The organism is Pedobacter roseus (assembly GCF_014395225.1).
GTDB classification, from domain to species: Bacteria; Bacteroidota; Bacteroidia; order Sphingobacteriales; family Sphingobacteriaceae; genus Pedobacter; species Pedobacter roseus.
Map to the genome: position 1 here is coordinate 3,755,110 of NZ_CP060723.1, position 20,429 is coordinate 3,775,538.

General features: G+C 41.6%; 13 protein-coding genes. 5 read left to right on the forward strand and 8 right to left on the reverse strand.

What is annotated here, in order from left to right; all coding sequences use genetic code 11:
- Window positions 1-263: 263 nt before the first annotated feature.
- The gene (locus H9L23_RS15445; RefSeq protein WP_187591260.1) at window positions 264-1,682 is read right to left on the reverse strand and encodes a glycoside hydrolase family 28 protein; all 1,419 of its coding nucleotides are present in this window, start codon (window positions 1,680-1,682) and stop codon (window positions 264-266) included.
- A gap of 345 nt (window positions 1,683-2,027) precedes the next feature.
- Here H9L23_RS15445 and H9L23_RS15450 point away from each other — a divergent pair, with 345 nt between their 5' ends.
- Genes H9L23_RS15450 through H9L23_RS15470 form a run of 5 tightly spaced genes read left to right on the forward strand, consistent with a single transcriptional unit; the run spans window position 2,028 to window position 9,450 of the window.
- Entirely contained in the window at window positions 2,028-4,028 is a 2,001-nt protein-coding gene (locus H9L23_RS15450) for an alpha-L-arabinofuranosidase C-terminal domain-containing protein (protein ID WP_187591261.1), read from the forward strand.
- Window positions 4,029-4,064: 36 nt separating this feature from the next.
- Entirely contained in the window at window positions 4,065-5,606 is a 1,542-nt protein-coding gene (locus H9L23_RS15455) for an alpha-N-arabinofuranosidase (protein ID WP_187591262.1), read from the forward strand.
- A gap of 7 nt (window positions 5,607-5,613) precedes the next feature.
- The gene (locus H9L23_RS15460; RefSeq protein ID WP_246474706.1) at window positions 5,614-7,545 is read left to right on the forward strand and encodes a glycoside hydrolase family 97 protein; all 1,932 of its coding nucleotides are present in this window, start codon (window positions 5,614-5,616) and stop codon (window positions 7,543-7,545) included.
- 1 nt (window position 7,546) lies between these two features.
- Complete coding sequence (locus H9L23_RS15465; RefSeq protein ID WP_187591263.1) at window positions 7,547-8,482, forward strand: glycoside hydrolase family 43 protein; 936 nt, start codon at window positions 7,547-7,549, stop codon at window positions 8,480-8,482.
- 2 nt (window positions 8,483-8,484) lie between these two features.
- On the forward strand, window positions 8,485-9,450 hold the full coding sequence (locus tag H9L23_RS15470) for a glycoside hydrolase family 43 protein (RefSeq protein ID WP_187591264.1): 966 nt from the start codon (window positions 8,485-8,487) through the stop codon (window positions 9,448-9,450).
- A 320-nt stretch (window positions 9,451-9,770) separates the two neighbouring features.
- Here H9L23_RS15470 and H9L23_RS26650 read toward each other — a convergent pair whose 3' ends face one another.
- The 7 genes from H9L23_RS26650 to H9L23_RS15500 form a co-directional block, all read right to left on the reverse strand.
- Entirely contained in the window at window positions 9,771-10,475 is a 705-nt protein-coding gene (locus tag H9L23_RS26650; RefSeq protein ID WP_246474707.1) for a rhamnogalacturonan acetylesterase, read from the reverse strand.
- Window positions 10,427-11,098: a hypothetical protein gene (locus H9L23_RS26655; RefSeq protein ID WP_246474708.1), complete on the reverse strand. Its 672-nt coding sequence runs from the start codon at window positions 11,096-11,098 to the stop codon at window positions 10,427-10,429. The genes H9L23_RS26650 and H9L23_RS26655 overlap by 49 nt, the downstream gene beginning before the upstream one ends.
- A gap of 40 nt (window positions 11,099-11,138) precedes the next feature.
- Window positions 11,139-12,506, reverse strand: a complete 1,368-nt coding sequence (locus tag H9L23_RS15480) for a glycoside hydrolase family 28 protein (RefSeq protein ID WP_187591265.1) — start codon at window positions 12,504-12,506, stop codon at window positions 11,139-11,141.
- A 225-nt stretch (window positions 12,507-12,731) separates the two neighbouring features.
- Complete coding sequence (locus H9L23_RS15485; protein WP_187591266.1) at window positions 12,732-13,919, reverse strand: DUF4998 domain-containing protein; 1,188 nt, start codon at window positions 13,917-13,919, stop codon at window positions 12,732-12,734.
- Window positions 13,920-13,945: 26 nt separating this feature from the next.
- Window positions 13,946-15,145 (reverse strand): DUF5000 domain-containing lipoprotein, encoded by a 1,200-nt coding sequence (locus H9L23_RS15490; RefSeq protein ID WP_187591267.1) that lies wholly within the window; start codon window positions 15,143-15,145, stop codon window positions 13,946-13,948.
- 24 nt (window positions 15,146-15,169) lie between these two features.
- Entirely contained in the window at window positions 15,170-17,116 is a 1,947-nt protein-coding gene (locus H9L23_RS15495; RefSeq protein WP_187591268.1) for a RagB/SusD family nutrient uptake outer membrane protein, read from the reverse strand.
- Between the two features lie 54 nt (window positions 17,117-17,170).
- Entirely contained in the window at window positions 17,171-20,404 is a 3,234-nt protein-coding gene (locus H9L23_RS15500; RefSeq protein ID WP_187591269.1) for a SusC/RagA family TonB-linked outer membrane protein, read from the reverse strand.
- Window positions 20,405-20,429 lie beyond the last annotated feature (25 nt).

Consider the following 20,429-nt stretch of genomic DNA (forward strand, 5'->3'; position numbering starts at 1 on the left):
AAAGTCCGTTTTCTACCAACGATCTCACTGCACAGCAGCAGATCATCCATACAGGTTGATTGAATAACTCGAGGTCTCATAAATGTAATTTGGTTAGGGCAAGCTCAATTTAGAAACGGGCCTGATTGATGACCAATTTAGAGAGTAAATTTTAAACCCGCGTCCTGTAGTATCCTGCTTTTTTAATGTTAATATACTATAGTGATGTTTTAAAAGCGTTATACATACGTTATTTCAAAACATCAATGCAAAAGTTACTTAAACTACAGTTTGATGGCTGTTGAGTTGCTTACTTTAAGCTTCGAGCCATCTGCTGCCTGTATGCTAACATTGTAGAATTTCCAGTCGGCACAAAAATCAATCGTTCCGGCTGTTGCCCCATCTATCGCAATTTGCGACAATGTGAAGTTTTTTAACGTAGATTCGGGTAAACCAACTGCGTTGATTGCTTTTTTAGCGCCGGTTGCTTTTACATTGTAAAGATGGATATCCTGTATTTTTGGAATCCCTCTTTCTTTAGGTTCTACGTGGGTCAGCATTTTTTTCCAGTGCGCAGGCACGGTTTCCAGACTATAACCCGCGGGCAAAGTAGAATAGCTGTATGTTGGGTTCCAATTGGGGTTTACCTGCAGTACATTGCCCACGCCATGCATGGTAATGTTATTAAAATAGACATCCTCTACCGTTCCGCCCCTTATGGTGGCCGATTTAATATTCAGCGCATTTCCGGTATCATAACCTGTTAAATCGGTGGCCCAAACATGGCGGATTCCACCAGAAGTTTCGCTGCCCAGGGTTAACAATCCGGCACCCTTTCTGGCAATGCTGTTTCTGATCACCACGTATTCAGTTGGTTTATTTACCCTTAAGCCGTCCCAATCACGGCCGGCTTTTAAGCAGAAATTATCGTCGTTACAGTCTATATCGCAGTTTTGAACCAGTATCCAGGTAGATGAATCAATATCTATCCCATCCGTGCTCGGTCCATGCCCATCTACATTATTTCTAATGGTGACTTGATCAACCGTTACATAAGCCGAATAAAGTACCTGTACCGTCCAAAAACCAGCTTGTTGTATGTTTACCTCTTTTAAAACTACGTCAGCAGATTCGGCAATCAGTATGGTGCGTGGCCTTTTGGCATCGTAATCAACAATCCAGCGTAAACCTTTTGGTTCATATTCTTTACGCAAATTCCAGTAGTAATCCCAAAATACCTTTCCCTGTGCGTTAATTAATCCGCTCCCCGAGATAGTTGCCTTATTTTGTTTGATAATGTTGATCAGGGCAGCAGGCCATTTCATCTCAATCCCCGCAACCCTGGTATCAATTTCCGGATAATCTTTAATGTTTTCACTGCCCAATAGCTCTACGCCTTTGCCTATATTGAGGTTAACCCCTTTTTTAATAAACAGCGATCCGGTTAAATATTTTCCGGGTTCGAAAGTAACTATACCCCCACCCTTTGCTGCGCAATCATCAATCGCTTGCTGAATAAATACCGTGTTTAATGTTTTTCCATTGCCAATCGCTCCATATTTCTTTGTTAAAAAAACGTTGCTTTTGTATTGGGTATTGCGGTGGCCAACCTTAGCCACCCAATCGGGGGTTTTAGGCTGCGCCTTAGCAACAGATTGAAAAAACAGGGCAATAATCAAAAAACTGATTTTAAAGATATTCATGCTTGTGGACTGGTATTTGGTTAGTATTGGCTGTAATATTTGTGTTTTACATTTACCAGCAGGCTAACTTAGCAACTAATCCGGCAATAAGCATCCTGTGGTATCCTGTTTTTTTACATGTTAATATGCTATAGTAAAATATTCTCCCCAAATAGATGATCTGTTGGCGAATCAGCAATTATCATTCTTTCAGCTAAATTTATAATACCCTGATCAGGAAAGTTTGTTTTACTGCAGATGATAACATTGTAGATTATTTTATTTCAAAATAATAATCGTACAAATAACGTTTATTATTTTAAATATTTTACTTTTACAATTAGAATCGACCAAATATTAAAACCAATGAAACTAAACGCACTTAAAAAAAGCGTGTTAAACGCCTGTTTTGCTTCTTCGCTCAGTTTTACAGCCATCCCACTGTTGCTGCAGGCTCAAAGCCCGAAAGTGGTCAAAATCAAGTTAGATCAATCCGTTGCCAGGGTTCAGCCCAATATGTGGGGTGTTTTTTTTGAGGATATCAACTTTGGGGCTGACGGTGGAATTTATGCTGAACTGATTAAAAACAGGTCGTTCGAGTTTACTAAACCCTTAATGGGCTGGAGCATTCAGCGAAAAAAAGCAAATGAAGGCGAAATTTTGGTCGTTAACCGCAAGGAAGTAAATACAGCTAACCCACGTTACCTGCAGGTTAACAACGAAAACGGCCCTTTTGGCATCACCAATGAGGGTTTTAAAGGCATTGGTGTTAAAAAAGGCTTACGCTATGATTTCTCGGTGATGTACCGTCAGAAAAGCCCTGGCGTAACCCTGCACCTGCAGTTGTTAAGTGCAAACAATAAAGTAATTGGAGAAGGAAATCTTGTTCCTGAGCAAAGCGGCGGCAGTTGGAAAAAACAATCGGCCAGTTTTACCGCTACAGAAACGGATCCAAAGGCAAAATTCGCCATCATTTTCGAAGGAAAAGGTCAAATTGATTTAGATATGATCTCGCTCTTTCCCGGCGATACCTGGAAAGGCCGCAAGCAAGGTTTAAGGGCCGATATGGTTCAGCTTTTAGCAGATATGAAACCTGGCTTTATCCGCTTCCCGGGCGGCTGCATTGTAGAAGGCACCGATTTGGCCAACCGCTATCAATGGAAAAAAACAATAGGCCCGATAGAAAACAGGCAATTGATCATCAACCGGTGGAATACTGAATTTGCCTACCGCTCAGCACCAGATTATTACCAGAGTTTTGGTTTGGGATTTTTCGAATATTTCCAGCTGGCAGAAGATATTGGTTCGGATGCCCTGCCCATTTTAAACTGCGGCATGGCCTGCCAGTTTAATACCGGTGAAGTGGCTGCCCTGGATGAACTTGACCCTTATGTACAGGATGCCCTTGACCTGATCGAATTTGCCAATGGCGATGTAAATACCAAATGGGGTAAAATGAGGGCAGATCTGGGGCACCCTAAACCTTTTAATTTAAAAATGATGGGTATTGGAAATGAAAACTGGGGTCCTCAATACCTGGAGCGATTAGCCATTTTCACCAAGGCCATTAAAGCAAAATATCCTGATTTTAAACTCATCAACAGTTCGGGCACTGATCCGGAGGGCGACCGTTTTAACCTGCTTAATACTTCGTTAAGAGAAAATAAGGCCGATTTTATAGATGAACATTACTATCGCCCGGCAGATTGGTTTTTGAAAAATGCAGGACGCTATGATAATTATCCACGGAACGAATCGAAGGTTTTTGTAGGAGAATACGCAGTTCATGCCGATAAAAACTTTGTTGGCAGCAACCGTAATAACTGGCAAAGTGCATTGGCTTCAGCAGCTTTAATGACGGGTTTGGAGCGCAACGCCGATGTGGTTCAAATGGCTTCTTACGCACCCCTTTTTGCACATATTGATGCCTGGCAGTGGGCCCCGGATATGATTTGGGTGGATAACCTGAATATTTATGGTACACCCGATTATTATGTGCAAAAACTTTTTGCCACCAATAAAGGAACTGACGTGGTTTCAATCACTTTGGATGATAAAAATATCATCGGACAGGATGGATTATATGCCTCTTCGGTACTCGATAAAAACAAAAAAGAGCTGATTATCAAAATAGCCAACAATACTGATAAAAGCCAGTCGATTGATTTTGAACTGGATGGAAAAACCAAATTAAAAAGTAGCGGAACAGTAGAAGAACTGGCAGATTCGAACCTCAACCAGGTAAATTCATTCGATAATCCACAGGCTTTAAGTCCGAAAGTTTCAGCAATAAATGTAAAAGGCAAAAAACTAAACACCAGCCTAAAACCCTATTCTTTCAGCGTGATCAAAATCCCTTTCAATTAAAAACCGAGAACCACAAAAAGAAACCCATATAAACAGATGAAAAAATTAATCCTTTCTATCGCTCTGCTCTGCAGTGGCCTGTTTGCTGATGCACAAACCGAAACTTTGCTCAGCATTAAACCAGCAGGAAATCAAATTGTTAGCAAACACATTTATGGCCATTTCTCCGAGCATTTGGGCCGATGTATTTACGATGGTTTTTGGGTGGGTGAAAACTCCAGCATCCCAAATAAAGGCAGAATCAGATTAGATGTGGTGGATGCCTTAAAAAAAATAAAAGTGCCTAACCTGCGTTGGCCAGGGGGTTGTTTTGCCGATGAATACCATTGGCGGGATGGCATAGGCCCGAGAAACGAACGTCCCAAAATGGTAAATACCAACTGGGGAGGCGTAATTGAAGATAATAGTTTTGGTACGCACGAGTTTCTGGACCTTTGTAAAATGCTCGATTGTGAACCGTACATTGCCGGCAATGTAGGTAGCGGAACCGTTGAGGAAATGGCCAAATGGGTAGAATACCTCAATTTTGACGGCGTAAGCCCAATGACAGCCATCCGCAAACAAAACGGAATGGATAAACCCTGGAAAGTTTCGTTTTGGGGTGTTGGCAACGAGAGCTGGGGCTGCGGAGGAAATATGACTCCTGAATATTACAGCGATTTATATAGAAGATACGCTACTTATGCAAGAGATTATGCAGGTGCACCTTTAAAAAGAATTGCCAGTGGTGCCAGTTCTGATGATTACCATTGGACAGAAACCTGTATGAAAAACATTGGTCCAGGTAGAATGTGGGGATTAACCCTGCATTATTATACCCTACCTACGGGCAATTGGGGCGCCAAAGGTTCGGCCACCAAATTTGATGAAGAGCAGTATTTCAACACCATGAAAAACTGTTTGCGTATGGAAGAAATTGTGAGCAAACACGCTGCTATTATGGATAAATACGATCCAAAAAAGAAAGTAGCACTGATTGTTGATGAATGGGGAATCTGGACTGATGTGGAGCCTGGCACAAATCCTGGTTTTCTTTACCAGCAAAACAGCCTGCGCGATGCTTTAATTGCCGGAACAACGCTTAATATTTTCAACAACCATTCTGACCGTGTGAGAATGGCAAACCTGGCGCAAACCATCAATGTATTACAGGCTTTAATTTTAACTGAAAAAGATAAAATGGTGCTTACCCCTACTTATCACGTTTTCGATCTGTATAAAGTGCACATGGATGCCAAATACCTGCCCATTAATTTCACCAGCCCTGATTATAGTTTAGGAGACAAAAAAATCCTGGCGTTGAATGTTTCAGCATCGCAGGATAGTACAGGTGCCATCCACATTTCGCTGGTTAACCTCGATCCTAAAAACAAAATTGCTTTAAACACCGATTTGGGAGAATTAAAATGGAAAACCGTTACCGGCCAGATTTTAACATCGGCACAGCTTACTGATGTAAATACGTTTACAAATGCCAATAAAGTGCACAATGCAAAATTTACCGGAGCTAAAAAATCAGGAAATACATTGAAAGTTGAGCTTCCTGCACAATCTGTTGTCGTACTCGAATTAAAATAATCCCGTGATGAAATATAAAGCCCTTGCCCTGGCATTTTCAATAATTGCCACCATGCAGACGCTCCATGCGCAAAACAGATACGAAATCAGTAGTCCTGATAAAACCCTTAAGGTTACCGTTGTTTTAGCGCAGCAGCAATTATCTTATACCATCAGCCGCAATGGTGCCGAAGTGCTTAATACTTCAAGCTTGGGCTTGGTCCGCGCCGACGAAGATTTTTCAAAAAAACTTTCCATTTTATCGGTTTCTAAAAATGAGCTGGTTAAAGACAGTTATACTTTAAAAAACGCAAAGCGCTTGCTTAACAATTATGCCGCTAACAAAAGAATAATCCATTTGCAGACACCATCAAAGCAGAAAATGGATGTCATCTTCCAGGTATCTGATGATGGTGTTGCCTTCCGATATTATTTCCCTGACCGCGATGCAAAAATTAAAAAATTAGCAGAAGAAAAAACCTCTTTTCACTTTTTTAACGGTGCTAAAGCCTGGATGCAACCCATGTCGGTCGCAAAAACAGGCTGGGAAAGTACGAACCCATCTTACGAAGAATATTACAAAAAGGAAATTAATGTGGGTACCCCTGCCCCAACAAATGCAGGCTGGGTTTATCCGGCTTTGTTCAACTATAAAGATACCTGGCTTTTGATCTCAGAAAGTGGCCTGGATGGCAATTATTGCGCAACACGCCTTAAACAAAATTCAGCCGATGGAAATTATGAAGTCGGTTTTCCTGATCAAAGAGAAGCTTTTACAGGGCAAAATGTAAACCCCGAATCTGAATTGCCATGGTACACGCCCTGGCGCATTATTGCCATCGGCAGTTTAAAAACCATCACCGGATCTACCCTTGGGACCGATCTGGCCTACCCTGCCAAAAGCAATATCAACCCCGATTTATTTCAGTTGGGCAAGGCCTCATGGAGCTGGATTATTTTAAAGGATAACTCCATCACTTATGATGTACAAAAGAAATACATCGATTTTGCTGCAGATATGAAATGGGAGTTTTGCCTGATCGATGTAGACTGGGACACCAAAATTGGTTTTGATAAAATGCAGGAACTGGCAGATTATGCTAAATCAAAAAATGTGGGTTTAATCCTCTGGTATAATTCTGCAGGCGATTGGAATACCGTAAAATACACGCCCAGAAACAAACTTAATGTTAAAGAAAGCCGCTTGAAAGAATTTGCAATGCTCCAAAAAATGGGTATTAAAGGCATTAAGGTCGACTTTTTTGGTGGCGATGGGCAATCGATGATTAAATATTACCTTGAAATTTTTGAAGATGCCGCCAAATTCGGTTTAAGTGTAAACTGCCATGGTGCCACCTTACCAAGAGGCTGGCAACGTACCTACCCTAACCTGGTAACCATGGAATCGATTAGAGGAATGGAATTTATTACTTTCGAACAGGAGAATGCCAATGAAGAACCGCTGCATGCCACCACCATCCCTTTTACCAGGAATGTGTTCGACCCCATGGATTTTACCCCAATGACCTTGAACAAACTCCCAAAAATAAACCGTAATACCACAAATGGTTTCGAACTTGCCTTACCTGTAATTTTCCAGTCGGGAGTACAGCATTTGGCAGAAACGCCTGATGGAATGGCTAAAGTACCTGCTTACGTTAAAACATTTTTGCAAAACTTTCCATCCAGCTGGTCAGATACGAAACTGATTGACGGTTATCCGGGCAAATTTGTGGTAATGGCCAGAAAATCGGGCAACAAATGGTACATCGGCGGCATAAACGGCGAAACTTTTGCGAAAGAAATCAGTTTTGATGGTAATAAATTTGGAGGAAAAACAGCCACATTGATTACAGATGGAAATGAAGATCTTTCATTTGTTAAAAGCGAACTCACCTCAAACGCAACTATTAAAATTACCATGAAACCACATGGAGGATTTGTTTTAGTGATAGAATAACATGAAAAAACTGATATACTTTTCAATCGCATTGCTCTTTGCGGCTATTCAGGCAAAGGCCCAAACCCAAAAGGATGTTTATCTTTTTGCTTATTTCAAAAATAACGGAGAGGATGGTTTACATCTTGCTTATAGTACCGACGCTTACAAATGGAGCGCGCTTAAAAATGACTCTTCCTTTTTGAAACCAACGGTGAGTAAGGATAAATTAATGAGGGATCCTTGTATTATCCGCGGTGCTGATGGTTTATTCCACATGGTTTGGACGGTAAGCTGGAAAGATAAAGGCATTGGTTATGCCAGCTCTAAAGATTTAATTACCTGGAGCGAACAACAGTTTATTCCGGTAATGGCCAAAGAAGATGGCGCCAGAAATACCTGGGCACCCGAAATTACTTACGATAGTAAAAGCAAACTGTACATGATTTACTGGGCAAGTACCATCACCGGCAGATTTACCGAAACGGCCTCTAAAATGGAAGATGGCTACAACCATCGCATTTATTATGTGACCACCAAAGATTTTAAAAGTTTTTCTGATACCAAATTGCTTTATGAGCCTGGTTTTAATGTAATTGACGCCACCATTGTAAATAATGATGGAAGATTTGTGATGTTTTTAAAAGATGAAACCCGCGAGCCTGCTCAAAAAAACATCAAAGTGGCTTATGCAAAACAACTAATTGGTCCCTATTCGAAAGCAAGCGCAGCCATTACCGGAAATTACTGGGCCGAAGGACCAACAACCCTAAGAAAAGGTAACGATTGGCTGGTTTATTTTGATAAATACCGCGATCATAAATATGGCGCCATTCTATCAACAGATTTAAAAAACTGGACCGATGTTTCTGAAAAAATCTCTCTTCCAAAAGGATTAAGACACGGAACAATTTTAAACATTAGCCATAACGAATTAAAAGCGCTATTAACCCAATAAGCATGAAAAAAATATTCTTATCGATCTTAGGTTTTTCCATGAGTTTACTCAGTGTAAAAGCACAAGAGAAAATTATCGTTTCAAAAGGCAACCCGATTATTACGGATAAATACACTGCCGACCCGGCTGCTTTTGTTCATGGCGATTCGGTTTACTTATATACCGGGCATGATGTGGCGCCCAAAGGCAAAGAACGTTACGAAATGCACGAATGGTTATGTTATTCATCGGCCGATATGGTAACCTGGAAGGAACATCCATCGCCATTAAATGTAAAAAATTTCGCCTGGGCCAGCGATGATGCGTGGGCTTCGCAGGTTATTGAACGTGATGGAAAGTTTTACTGGTATGTGGCCATCCAGCACGGCACCATCCATGGTAAATCAATTGGTGTGGCAGTGGCCGATAATCCCCGCGGACCTTTTAAAGATGCAATTGGAAAAGCTTTGATTACGAACGATATGACCACTGATGTAAAAATTAGCTGGGATGATATTGACCCAACGGTAATTATTGATGATGACGGACAGGCATATTTATTTTGGGGCAATCAACAATGTTACTATGCCAAATTGAAAAAAAATATGATTGAATTGGATGGTCCCATTCAGAAAGTAAACGTTCCCGGATTTACAGAAGCACCATGGATCCATAAACGCAAAAACTGGTATTATTTATCTTATGCATCTGGTTTCCCTGAAAAGATTGTTTATGCCATGAGCAAGAATGTGAATGGTCCCTGGGAGTATAAAGGGATTTTAAATGAAATTGCCGGAAACTCGAACACCAACCACCAGGCCATCATTGATTTTAAAGGAAAATCGTATTTCATTTACCATAACGGTGCCATTAATACCGATGGTGGTAGCTTTAGAAGATCAGTTTGCATTGATTATTTAAACTATAACAGCGATGGAACGATTAAAAGAATTGTAATGACGAGTGAGGGGGTGAAGAAGGCGAGATAAAAATAGTGCCTTCATTCCCGCGCAGGCGAGAATCTTAAAGCCCTTGCATTAAGATCCTCAATCAACCCGATAGCTATCGGGTAGGGAATGACGAACTCCACTTTTTAATCTGCTGGTTTATTTTCAAAAAGAGTTAAAGTAATATTAGAAAAATCGTCATCTCGACCGAAGCAACGCGCAGTGGAGAGATCTTTGAACTATATTAAAAGATTTCTTCCCTAATCTTCGGGATCGAAAAGGACGCCACAGCTATACATAAAAAAATAACGCCATCATTCCCTCGCAAGCGGGAATCTTAAAGCCCTTGAATTACGACAAAATTAATTCCCATCTGGTTTAACCAAACTACTTTTAGGACTTTCCGGCCATTTCCAAGCATTCGGATCATCAGGTTTTGCAGGATTAAAATCGGGCAGATCGTTAACCAGGTACTGAGCAATGCCCAGTTTTTGCGATTTGATGCCTAAGATGATGCATTGCGCAATTTCATAAGCGCCGTAAGGGTTAAAGTGCGTATTATCGGCCAAAGGTTTATCCTGCCCCGGGTAGCTATTTGCCGGATAATGTACAAAAGCTTTGATCGAATTTTGTTCTCCCAAAGCATTAAACAGTTCGGTTGTCATGGCATTAAGATCAATTAAAGCTACATTTTCGTCCGCAGCAACTTTTCTTGCCGCTTCAGGAAAATCGCCCAGGGAGTTTTGTATTTTACCATCGGCACCAAAAGACCGCCTGCTGGTTGAAGTTACCACCACCGGAATTCCACCTTTTTTCTTTACCTCAGTTATAAATGTTTTCAAGCGCTCCGTGTACGATTTATATGCACCATCATTAGGTCCCTTCTCTTTCTGATCATTGTGCCCAAATTCAATAAATAAATAATCGCCGGGCTTCATTACACTCAATACTTTAGCTAACCGTTTACTGCCTAAAAATGAGCCAAGCGTTAAGCCCGATTCTGCATGGTTGGCTATCGCTACGCCTGGTTTAAAAAACCGGGGATCATCTGTCCCCATGATGCCCATGGCTCATCGTCCTGGTTAACCACTGTTGAGTTCCCCGCTAAAAATACCGTTATCTGATCCTTAACCTGCTCAATTTCCATGGCCGCTAATGCCGTATTCTGATCAAATTCGAGTGTAAGTTTATCATCCCAATCAAGTTTTGTTAATTCGCGTGGTTTTAATGTCACCACCTGTCCACCGCTGATATTTCTGTTTTTAATATTGACAATAAAAGTTCTGGTGATCAACTCGCCAGCTTTTGTTTTAACGTTTTCGAGCATCAAGCGGCGCGATTCGGCTTTAACAGTTGTTACAGCAGCAGCTTTCGGATCGCCTAAGGTTAAGGTGATTTTATAATTTCCTTCAGGTACGGCAACAGAAAAGTAAAATGGCCTGGTACTTTTAACCAGATCGGCAGTGAGTGCATTTTTACCGCCATAATCAACAGCTTCTACTTTTGTATCAAAATCAAATCCATATTTCTGATTACCGGAAAAACTTGTTTCGGGTAGGATCTGAATATAATCCTTAGCTACTTTTCCCGGGCCAAAATCAAATTTATAGGCCAGTTTCTGTTGGGCAGAACCTTCATTATAAAAGAACACAGCTAATGTGCTTAATAAAAATATCCTTTTGATTGTCATACCGTAATTTTTACTTTATATGTTTTTTGAGTGATACCCATTATTTTTGCTCCACAAAACCGTTCACATTTTCATGAATGCTAGCTGGGCCGCTAACTACATCAGCAGTGACCTTTTTTAAGGAAATATGCTCAATTGGCTGTTTTTTCTCTCCCAAAATCCTGGATATAAACTTTACCTCTTTTGCCCTAATCTGCTCTAAAAAAACATCCTTTATGGGGGTTAACCTCACTTCGACGGTTGGCACCAGGGTTTTCCATTGATAAAGCACATTGGTTTCGATGCCCAATATTCCAAGATCTATTTTACCTGACGTAATGTTTTTCGCAAAAATATTTTTCACATAACCGCCCATGCGTTCGTTGGTTTTGATAAAAATGAGGTGATTCAGTTTTGCACCATCCTGAACTTTGCAGTTTTCGATAAATATATTTTCAATCCCGCCCGAAAGTTCACTCCCTATGGCCAACAGCTGATGTCCGTTTTTAACCAGGCAATTCCTGATCACGATATTTTTAGAAGGCGTTTTTAACCGCCACCCTTCGGGATTTCGTCCTGATTTTATCGCAATTGCATCATCGCCCTGATCGAACACACAATCTTCAATGAGCACGTTTTGGCTCATTTCTGGATCAATACCATCATTGTTATGTCCATGTGCAAAAACATTGATTTTCCTGATGACCACATTTTTTGAAAGATAAGGATGTATGGTCCAAAATGGGCTATTGGTGATCTTTATTCCTTCGAGTAATACATTTTCGCAGCGGTTAAACTGGATAAACTGCGGGCGCAGATGTGCAGAATCATTGGCCATTTGCCTTTTTTCCACCGGGTTGTAGGCCGCCGCCATATTGTACAGTTTTTTTATACTTTCTAAATGGGCCTGAGGCCTGGCAAACCAGCCTTTCCATACCTCCATTTTTGCTTTTATTTCGCCTTCACCGGTAATCGCTATATTTTTGCATTGGTAAGCATAAATCAATGGCGAGTAATTGTAACACTCAAGCCCCTCCCAGGAACTGGGTACTGCAGGTAAGTAATCTTCAGGATCATCAGAAAATAAAAGGACAGCCCCTTTGTTTAAATGAAGATTAACGTTACTCATTAAATGAATTTTACCCGTTAACCATTCGCCCTCAGGGATCACAACAATGCCTCCCTTTTCTTTATTTGCCTGGATAATTGCGCTAGAAATCGCTTTTGATGTTTTTACTTTATCTCCCTGAACGGCGCCAAAATCTGCAATGGAAAATTGTTTGCTTACTGAAAAATCGGGAATTTTAATGGCAGGCATATTAAATGGCGCATCGACCTTTACCGCTATGATTTTAATCGGTAACCTTTTATTAATGAAGGATAGGCCGAGGAGGGATACAAAAATCAGAAGTAATTTCTTTTTACTCATAAGCTGGGAATACGCATGCCTTTCGACAGGGTAAGAATTAATACCTGGTTAAAATCAAATATGCATATTCTATTTTGGCAATCCATCCTGTAGTCACCTGCATGATTTAAAACAGTGCTAAAGCACAAAAAAAACCGGAAAGAATGTTTCGTAAAACGCCCTTTCCGGTTAATACCGGTCAACAAAAAATCTCTTTAATGTTAATAGCTACTGTTTTTCATTGGCTTAAAGTGATTTCAGCGTAACTGATTTTACAATCCAAAACTGGTTGCCTGTAGTCATAGAGGCTAAGAAACCAACTGAAACTTTTGTAGGTTGCGCCAGGCTAAACTGAAATTTGTTGTTTGCAAAATTGGTGTAACCCAATGAAGTTGCTACATCCGCAACATCAGGTAGTGTATCTCCGGCGGCAGCTACAATGTACACAGGATCGAGGGCTTCGTTTTTGGCCATCACAATTTCAAAACTGTAATTTCCGGCAGGTAGTGTAAAGCTCTGATAAATTTTACCATTTACAATTTTAGCCGTGCCGTCCCAGCCCATTTCCATGGCTAAACAGCCGCCCGAATCGGAACACCAACCACCCAGGCCGCCATGGTTTTTAATGTTTGCTGTAACTGTCCAATCGGCAATATTGCGCCACCTCCCTCCGCTGGCTGCAGCCAAAAATGGATTACCACTATTTTTGAAATAGGTTGCGGTAATATCTGCGCCTACACGTTGTGACTGAAATTCGGTAGAAAAGGTATCGATAGATATGGTATCTGGCAAAAATAAAGTACGGTACCTGATTCCTGTACCCGGTTTAATATCCGCTATTGACGTGGTGTTGTCATCGATTTTTGTCCTGATTTTTTTGACCACATTACTCAATGCGGTGTACTCAATTTCTGTTGCAAAAACCCCGGTTAAACGGTCCATGCCCAGCCAGGTAATTTTGGTTGCGCCCGATGCATCTGTAAAAGCCGATTCGATCGGCCTGTTAAAGAGTGAAGCCTGGTACCTTGCCCCGTACGATCGGCCTGTTTTATAAACCGGAATCGATTTATTACCCGCCGCATCGTAAGTATAAATCACAAAATTCTGTACTCCTTCGGTCACTTTCTCAACAAAATACTTCAGGGTATCGGTAGCATATTTTTTCTTTACCGGGATCACCACCGAATCTGCTTTATTATTCCAGAATATTTTGCAAATGGTAACTTTCGGATCTGCCAGGAAAAGCCCTTGTATAAATACCCTGTTATTACCCGATTTGATATTAATGGAATCTAATTTACCTGTATAAGAAATTTCGCCGCCCTGCGTAAACTTTTTATACTCGTCTGATTTTGTACAGGCACTAAAAATAACTGCTGCCAGGGCCAGAACAGTTAATGTTAACCTGTTTTTATATATGCTTTGCTTATTCATTTCTAAATTTCTTTTAAGTAAATGCCTTATCTCGGGTCGCCGTAAACCTGTACTTCCGATACACTCATGAAAGTGGTACCCTGCCAGTTATTGATCGATTTGATCCTCAGGTATCTGACCTTTTTAAGGCCCACAGCGAAATTGTAGCTTATCCCTGCATTGGCAAAGGCATAATCTTCGCTGGTTTGAACGCCATAGGCACTTTTTGATGGTTTTTGCGAATTGTATTTACCCAACAATACCCAGTTGTTGTAACTTCCATCTGCAGGTGGACTATCAGTTCCCCATACTTCGAACTCTTTTAAATTACCTCCGTAATAATAGGTTCTGCCGGCATTCAGGTATTCAGGATAGTTCCAGATCACGATACGGCTCAGCGTAGCGAGCTTTCCGAGGTCGAAGGTTACCCATTGCGGAACCAATACCCCTGGTTTGGTTAAACATACACTTGGCCAATCGATAATATTACCATCCCACATTTTCGAGACGCCGGTATTGCTATATTCCTGCGGACTATCGCCAGGCAAAATCACTTCTTTATAGGTAGATTTTGGGATTGTAGTTTCATAAAGGGGTTTTAATGTAGCAAATAGGGTATCGGTATAATTTAACCACCTATCCCTGATCCTGATGGCAAATTTCTGTGTCAACGTATCCAGACCGCGAACCGATTGATCAATATCAATGGCAGCGGTATAAATGTTTTTCGAAGTGGGCACATATTTGCCTTTAGACTGGACAAATACCTCTATTGACAAATCTGCTTTTGAAGGGTTGGTTGCTTTGAAGTTAAGTCCACCGAAATCGGCAACCGCTTTTAAACTTCTATATACACCCCAGATTGGATTTTCAAGCGGTTTTACCTTGATTACATAAGGCGCCGAAGCCACTTCGCTCCTGCTTACGGCATAAATTTTAACCTCATGTTCATTGGTATCGCCAAAACCTTCAACCAGCAGGCTATTGCCATAATACGATGATTTAACCTCCATCTCCTGACCGTTAGACAGGTTGTAAACGGCCTTTACGTAAAGCAGGTCTTTATCGTTAGGCAGGCTAAAAGTAAGTGTTGCGTTACCGGGACCATTGGTTACCGAAACATTGGATACCTGACCTGGTACGGTGGTACTGTTTTCCAATGGGCCGATGGTATCTTGTTTACAGCCCGAAAAAAAGGCTACCGTGCTTAAAAGCAGCAATAACAGGTTTTTATTTATTTTTTTCATCTTGATATGCTTTTAAAATTGATATTACCAACCTGGATTTTGTACCAGTTTAGGGTTAACAGTTAAATCGTAAGTTCTTAAAGGCCATAAATAATCGCGTGGTGAAACAAAATTCTGGTTAAAAATGGTCCTTACACGATAATATTCCGAGTTAGTGGGCTGGTACACACTCCATCCGGTGATGGCTTGGTTGAGTACCTCTGCGGCACGTTTCCATCTCCTGATGTCCCAAAAACGACTGCCTTCAAAAGCCATTTCGATCAGTCTTTCCTGCTGGATGATTTCCCTCATGCCGTTTTTGTTGCTGAATTTGCCGGGGTTGTTCGAAAAATTAGTCCAGGCGGCTTGTACGGTTGCGAGTCCGGCCCTGGCCCTGATCCGGTTAAGGTATTCGTAAACATCTGCTGATGGACTAGCCAATGTTTCGTTCAGTGCTTCGGCATACATCAGATAAAGATCTGCCAACCTTACCTGCGGCCATGGATAATCCCTGTAACTTGCACCGTTAGAACCATTAATCATGTTCCAGTCTATCAGTTTTTTAACAAAATATCCGGTTTCGTTATACCAGCCAAAGTTATTGGCACCCGCCACCTGGTTCGATTTCGCCTCCACAGAGAAGGTACCTTCATCAGAATTGGTCGGGCTGTCGTATTTATACCAAACGCCACCATCAAAACCTAAATCAGCATAAAACCTTGGCTCCCTATCGAAGTTGATCCTGGCGGTGGTGTAGCCCTCTTTGATGTAAAAGCGTTCACTTTTAACCGCAGTACGAAGTGTATATTTATTGGTAAAATCCAAAGTTTTATCTTCAGTGATAGGCACACCGTTTCTGCTGTAAAACATTTCGGCAATTTTTAATGGTGGTGCCAGTTGTTGCCTTGCGCTACCCACTACAACCGTAGTGGCCAAACGTGGCATAGCAGTACGCTGCAGGGTACCTGTCCTACTGTTGGGATTTGCCCAAATGTGTTCGAGATTTATATTAAAACGTTCGGTTACAGCACCTTTAATGGTCAACTGCCTTAAAGTCGTATCAGAAAGTTTAAAAGTAGTGCCAGGGAACTGGTAAAGTTTAAAACCGGCAGCTTCAGCGGCGTCAATAGCGGCTTTTGCTGCATCTGCAGCTTTTTTCCACTTGTTGGCATCGTAGGTGGTGTTAAATAGTTTAACCCCATCTTTATCTGCAAAACCACTATAATCGGCATTGCCATTAAATAAAGGGCTTGCAGCAGTAAGCAATAGTTTTGCTTTAATAGCCAGGGCAATGGGTTTGGTAATGCGGCCTAGCTCGGTACTTTTATCGGTAATAATCTGTGGCAGGTTCGGTATTGCCTGATCGAGCAAACCCTCTACATAGGTTACACATTCGTCAAATGGTGCGCGTTTTACCCTTACCTCATCCTCATTGGCACTGATGCCTAAATTGGTATCGATAATCGGGATGGGTCCATACATCCTCATCAGGTAAAAATTGTAATACGCCTTTAAAAACTTTACTTCAGCGATCCAGCGTTCGCGTTCTGACATGCTTAAATCAGGGATTTTGGATAAATCCTGCACATTCTCCAAAAAGATGTTACAGTTTCTGATCGCTTTGAAAAGGCCAAAGTTATCGCCGGCACCACCACCCTGATAGCGGCCGTTCCAGGCATCGAGGTATGGATTTTCTGCACCCTGACCTCCCCGGGCTGCCCTCCAGCCATAAGAGATAAATTCGCGTTCATCTAAAGAGGTCCAGATTTCGTCCCCGGCCATAAAACCTACATTCAATAAGGGGTCACCATCCTTTGGAAGAAAGGAATAACAGGTAAAAAGATATTTTTCGGCCTCATTCCTTAAAGTAAAGGCATTATCTATCGTGGCCACATTATCGGGAACGATATCGAGGTATTTTTTACAGGATGTGATGGACAGTACACTTAACAAAAGGCCGAGTGCCAATGTTGCCAAAGCGGGCTTTGCCATATTTTTTTGAAATAAATGATAGTTGGTCTTCATATTTTATTTTCAGCTAAATCGTTAAAAAGATACACTTGCACCTATGTTGTACACGGTTTGGACAGGATATCCCAAGCCATTTCCGCCCATTTCTGGGTCCCAAAGTTTAAAGGAGCTTAGTGCACCAAGGTTGGTGGCGTTAACATAAACCCTTGTACTGTTGAGGCCCAATCTTTTGAGCAGTTTGTTTTGCAGGTTATAGCCCACTTCGACACTCTTTAGCCTTAAAAAAGCGCCATTACGCATCCACCAGGTAGAGGTACGTGTATTATTATCTACAAAGTTGGGACTTAAGCGTGGCCAGAAAGCGTAGGTATCCCTGTTCTGTTCAGACCAGTGGCTATCAGCAATTACTTCCAGCAATCCATTTTGGGTTGCATTTGGATTCCCCTCTTCCTTATTGAGTACAAATGGAGAAATATTGCCCGGGTTAATAAAGAAAGATGACCTTGCAGAGCCCTGAAAGAAAGCTGAGATATCAAATCCTTTAAAACCGAATGTTCCGCCAAATCCATAAACAATTTCAGGGCTTGTAGGTAAACCAATCGGAACCTGATCGGCATCTGAAATGATCCCATCGCCATTTACATCGCGGTATTTGATATCTCCACCACCATAATTTACACCGGGTACGCCAGAAAATTGTACTGGCGAATTTTTAGCCTCAGCATCATCAATAAACAAACGCTCTGCAATTAAACCAAAGGCCTGGGTTGTAGGTAAACCAACATGATAACGGTATGCTTCATTCGCATTAAAAGAAGGTTCATCATAAATCAGAATTTTATTGGTGGCATAAGTAAAGTTTCCACGGAGCGATAAAAACATGCTGTTGCTGAAAGACTTGTTATAACTGGCTGCAAAATCGACACCTTTACTCTCTGCTTTATTGGTATTTGCCCTTATGGCGGCCTGTAAACCCATGGTGCTTGGAATGAAAGTCCTGTCGGTTAAAATATTGGAACGTTCGTTTTTATAAACATCAAACGTCAGGCTCAGGTCGTTGAAAAGTGTCATATCCATACCCAGGTTAATTTGTTTAGATCTTTCCCAGGTAATTAATGGATTTGAATAACGTGATATCGAAATACCATTTCGGTAATACAGACCATCTTCGCCAAAATTTGCCCCATAGGTACCATTGTTCATATTTACTTCAGAGAGGTAAAAGAAACGGTCGTCTGCATTTCCGATCTGATCGTTACCCACCAAACCATAAGTTGCCCTCAGTTTCAGGCTGGTAATTACTTTGGTTAAGGGTTTAAAAAACTTCTCGTTAGAAACATTGTAACCTAAACCGAAGGAAGGGAAGAAACCGAAGCGGTTATTTGCCGCAAAACGTTCAGAACCGTTGTAACCAAAGTTAAACTCGGCCAGGTAACGGTTATCGTAGCCGTAGGTTGCCCTACCCGAAACCCCTTGATTACGCGAAGGCAAAGAAAGCTGTAAACTGCCTGGGTTTGCCGCCAGGTAATTGCGCATGGTGGTAATTAACATGGCGCTAACCGCATGTTTTTGTGCTAACGTACGGCTATAATTACCAGAAAATTCGGCATAAAAAGTAGAGTTCAGGTCTTTTTTACCTTCAGAGTAACCTAAGTACTCTGTTCCTACCGGACCGATTGATAAAGCTCCGCCACCATTGATCAGCGTTAAACCGATTGATTTATCAGGCTGTTCTGTTGCCGAGTAATAAAATGGATTGTAGGCCCGCGAAATATCGAAATATGAATACCTGCGTGCGTAACTCATCAGCCTGGCCGTTAAACCCGGGGTAATAAATTTCAGGTCTTGTTTAATCTCGATTTGCGTTTGTAAAGTAGAGGCATTTTTATCCTGATAACCTTTTACCATCTCTGCATAAGGATTCATATATAATGCGCCTGTTGGCGATACAGCATTACCAAATAAAGGGTGATTGCTGTAAGGCGATAAACTGGCCGGGTAAACGGCCGGAAACATCACCGGGTTAGACCATATTGCGCGGTTAAAAGTGGCACCGCCACCGCCTACCGGCCCGGTATAATCATCAAACTGTCCGTAAACCCTAAGAATGGCCTCGGTGGTATTGGTAAGGTTGATATTAATGTTTGAGCGTACCGAATAATTTTTCAGTTTGATATTGCTGTTAAAATTATTGAGATCGGCCACTTTAAGCACCCCATTATCGATATTATAGGTACCAGCAATATAATAACTAGCCTTGGTGCCCCCTCCGGAAATATTGAGGTTGTACCTTTGGTTAACCGTATAATCTTTTATTAGCTGTTCGATCCAGTTGTTATTTGGATAAAGCAGTTCGTTTTCGCCCGCTGCCGTAGCATCTATCTTGGTTTGCAGGTAAGGTAAAATGGCAAGCCTGTTTCTGGTCAGCGCGGCTTCGTTTGCGAGTTTCATATAGGTGACGTTATCTGCAAACTTGAAATTTTTGGTATTGGAAGATAAAGACGATTCGGCCCTGAAGCTAAATTTGGTTAAACCGGCCTGACCAGATTTTGTGAGGATGAGCACGACTCCGTTGGCTCCCCTGGCTCCATAAACAGCAGAAGCGGTAGCATCTTTAAGTACGTTGAACGAAGAAATATCATCAGGCTGTAGTCGGGCCATATCATTTTGTGTCGATTCTACCCCGTCAATCAAAATCAAAGGATCCTGTTTACCCGCGCCGAAAGTTCCTAGTCCCCTGATAAAGAACTGGGCATTATCGGCACCGGGTTCGCCACTTCTTTGGTAGGCGATCATCCCGGCAACACGCCCGGCCATCATAGTGGTAAGGTTACTCGTTGGCCCTTTAAGTTCTTTCGGATTAATGGCCGTAATCGAACTGATTACACTGGTTTTCTTTTGCGTTCCGAAACCTACTACGGCTACTTCATCGAGCGAGTTGGCATCCGACAAAAGCGTTACATTAATGGTATAACTTCCATCTGCTCCGCGATCGTAATCGGCAACAGTTTTATTTTGAGGTTTATAACCCACCAGCGAGAAGAGCAATTTTCCAGATTTTGGAAGTTTAATGCTGTATCTTCCCATTTCGTCGGTCGAAACTCCCCGGTTGGTTCCGGAAACTTTAATGTTTACACCGGGCAGTCCACCTACGGTATCTTTTACCATACCCTTAACGGTTACCTCCGTTTGGGCTTTGGCATTTAAGGAGCAGATCAGCATCAATAATCCCAAAACCGTTCGGAATACCAGTTTTGGCGAAAATAAATAGCGGATTACATGAGCTGACTTTTTGTAGCTTTTTCTCATTTTTTAATTCAGGCTAGAAATTAGT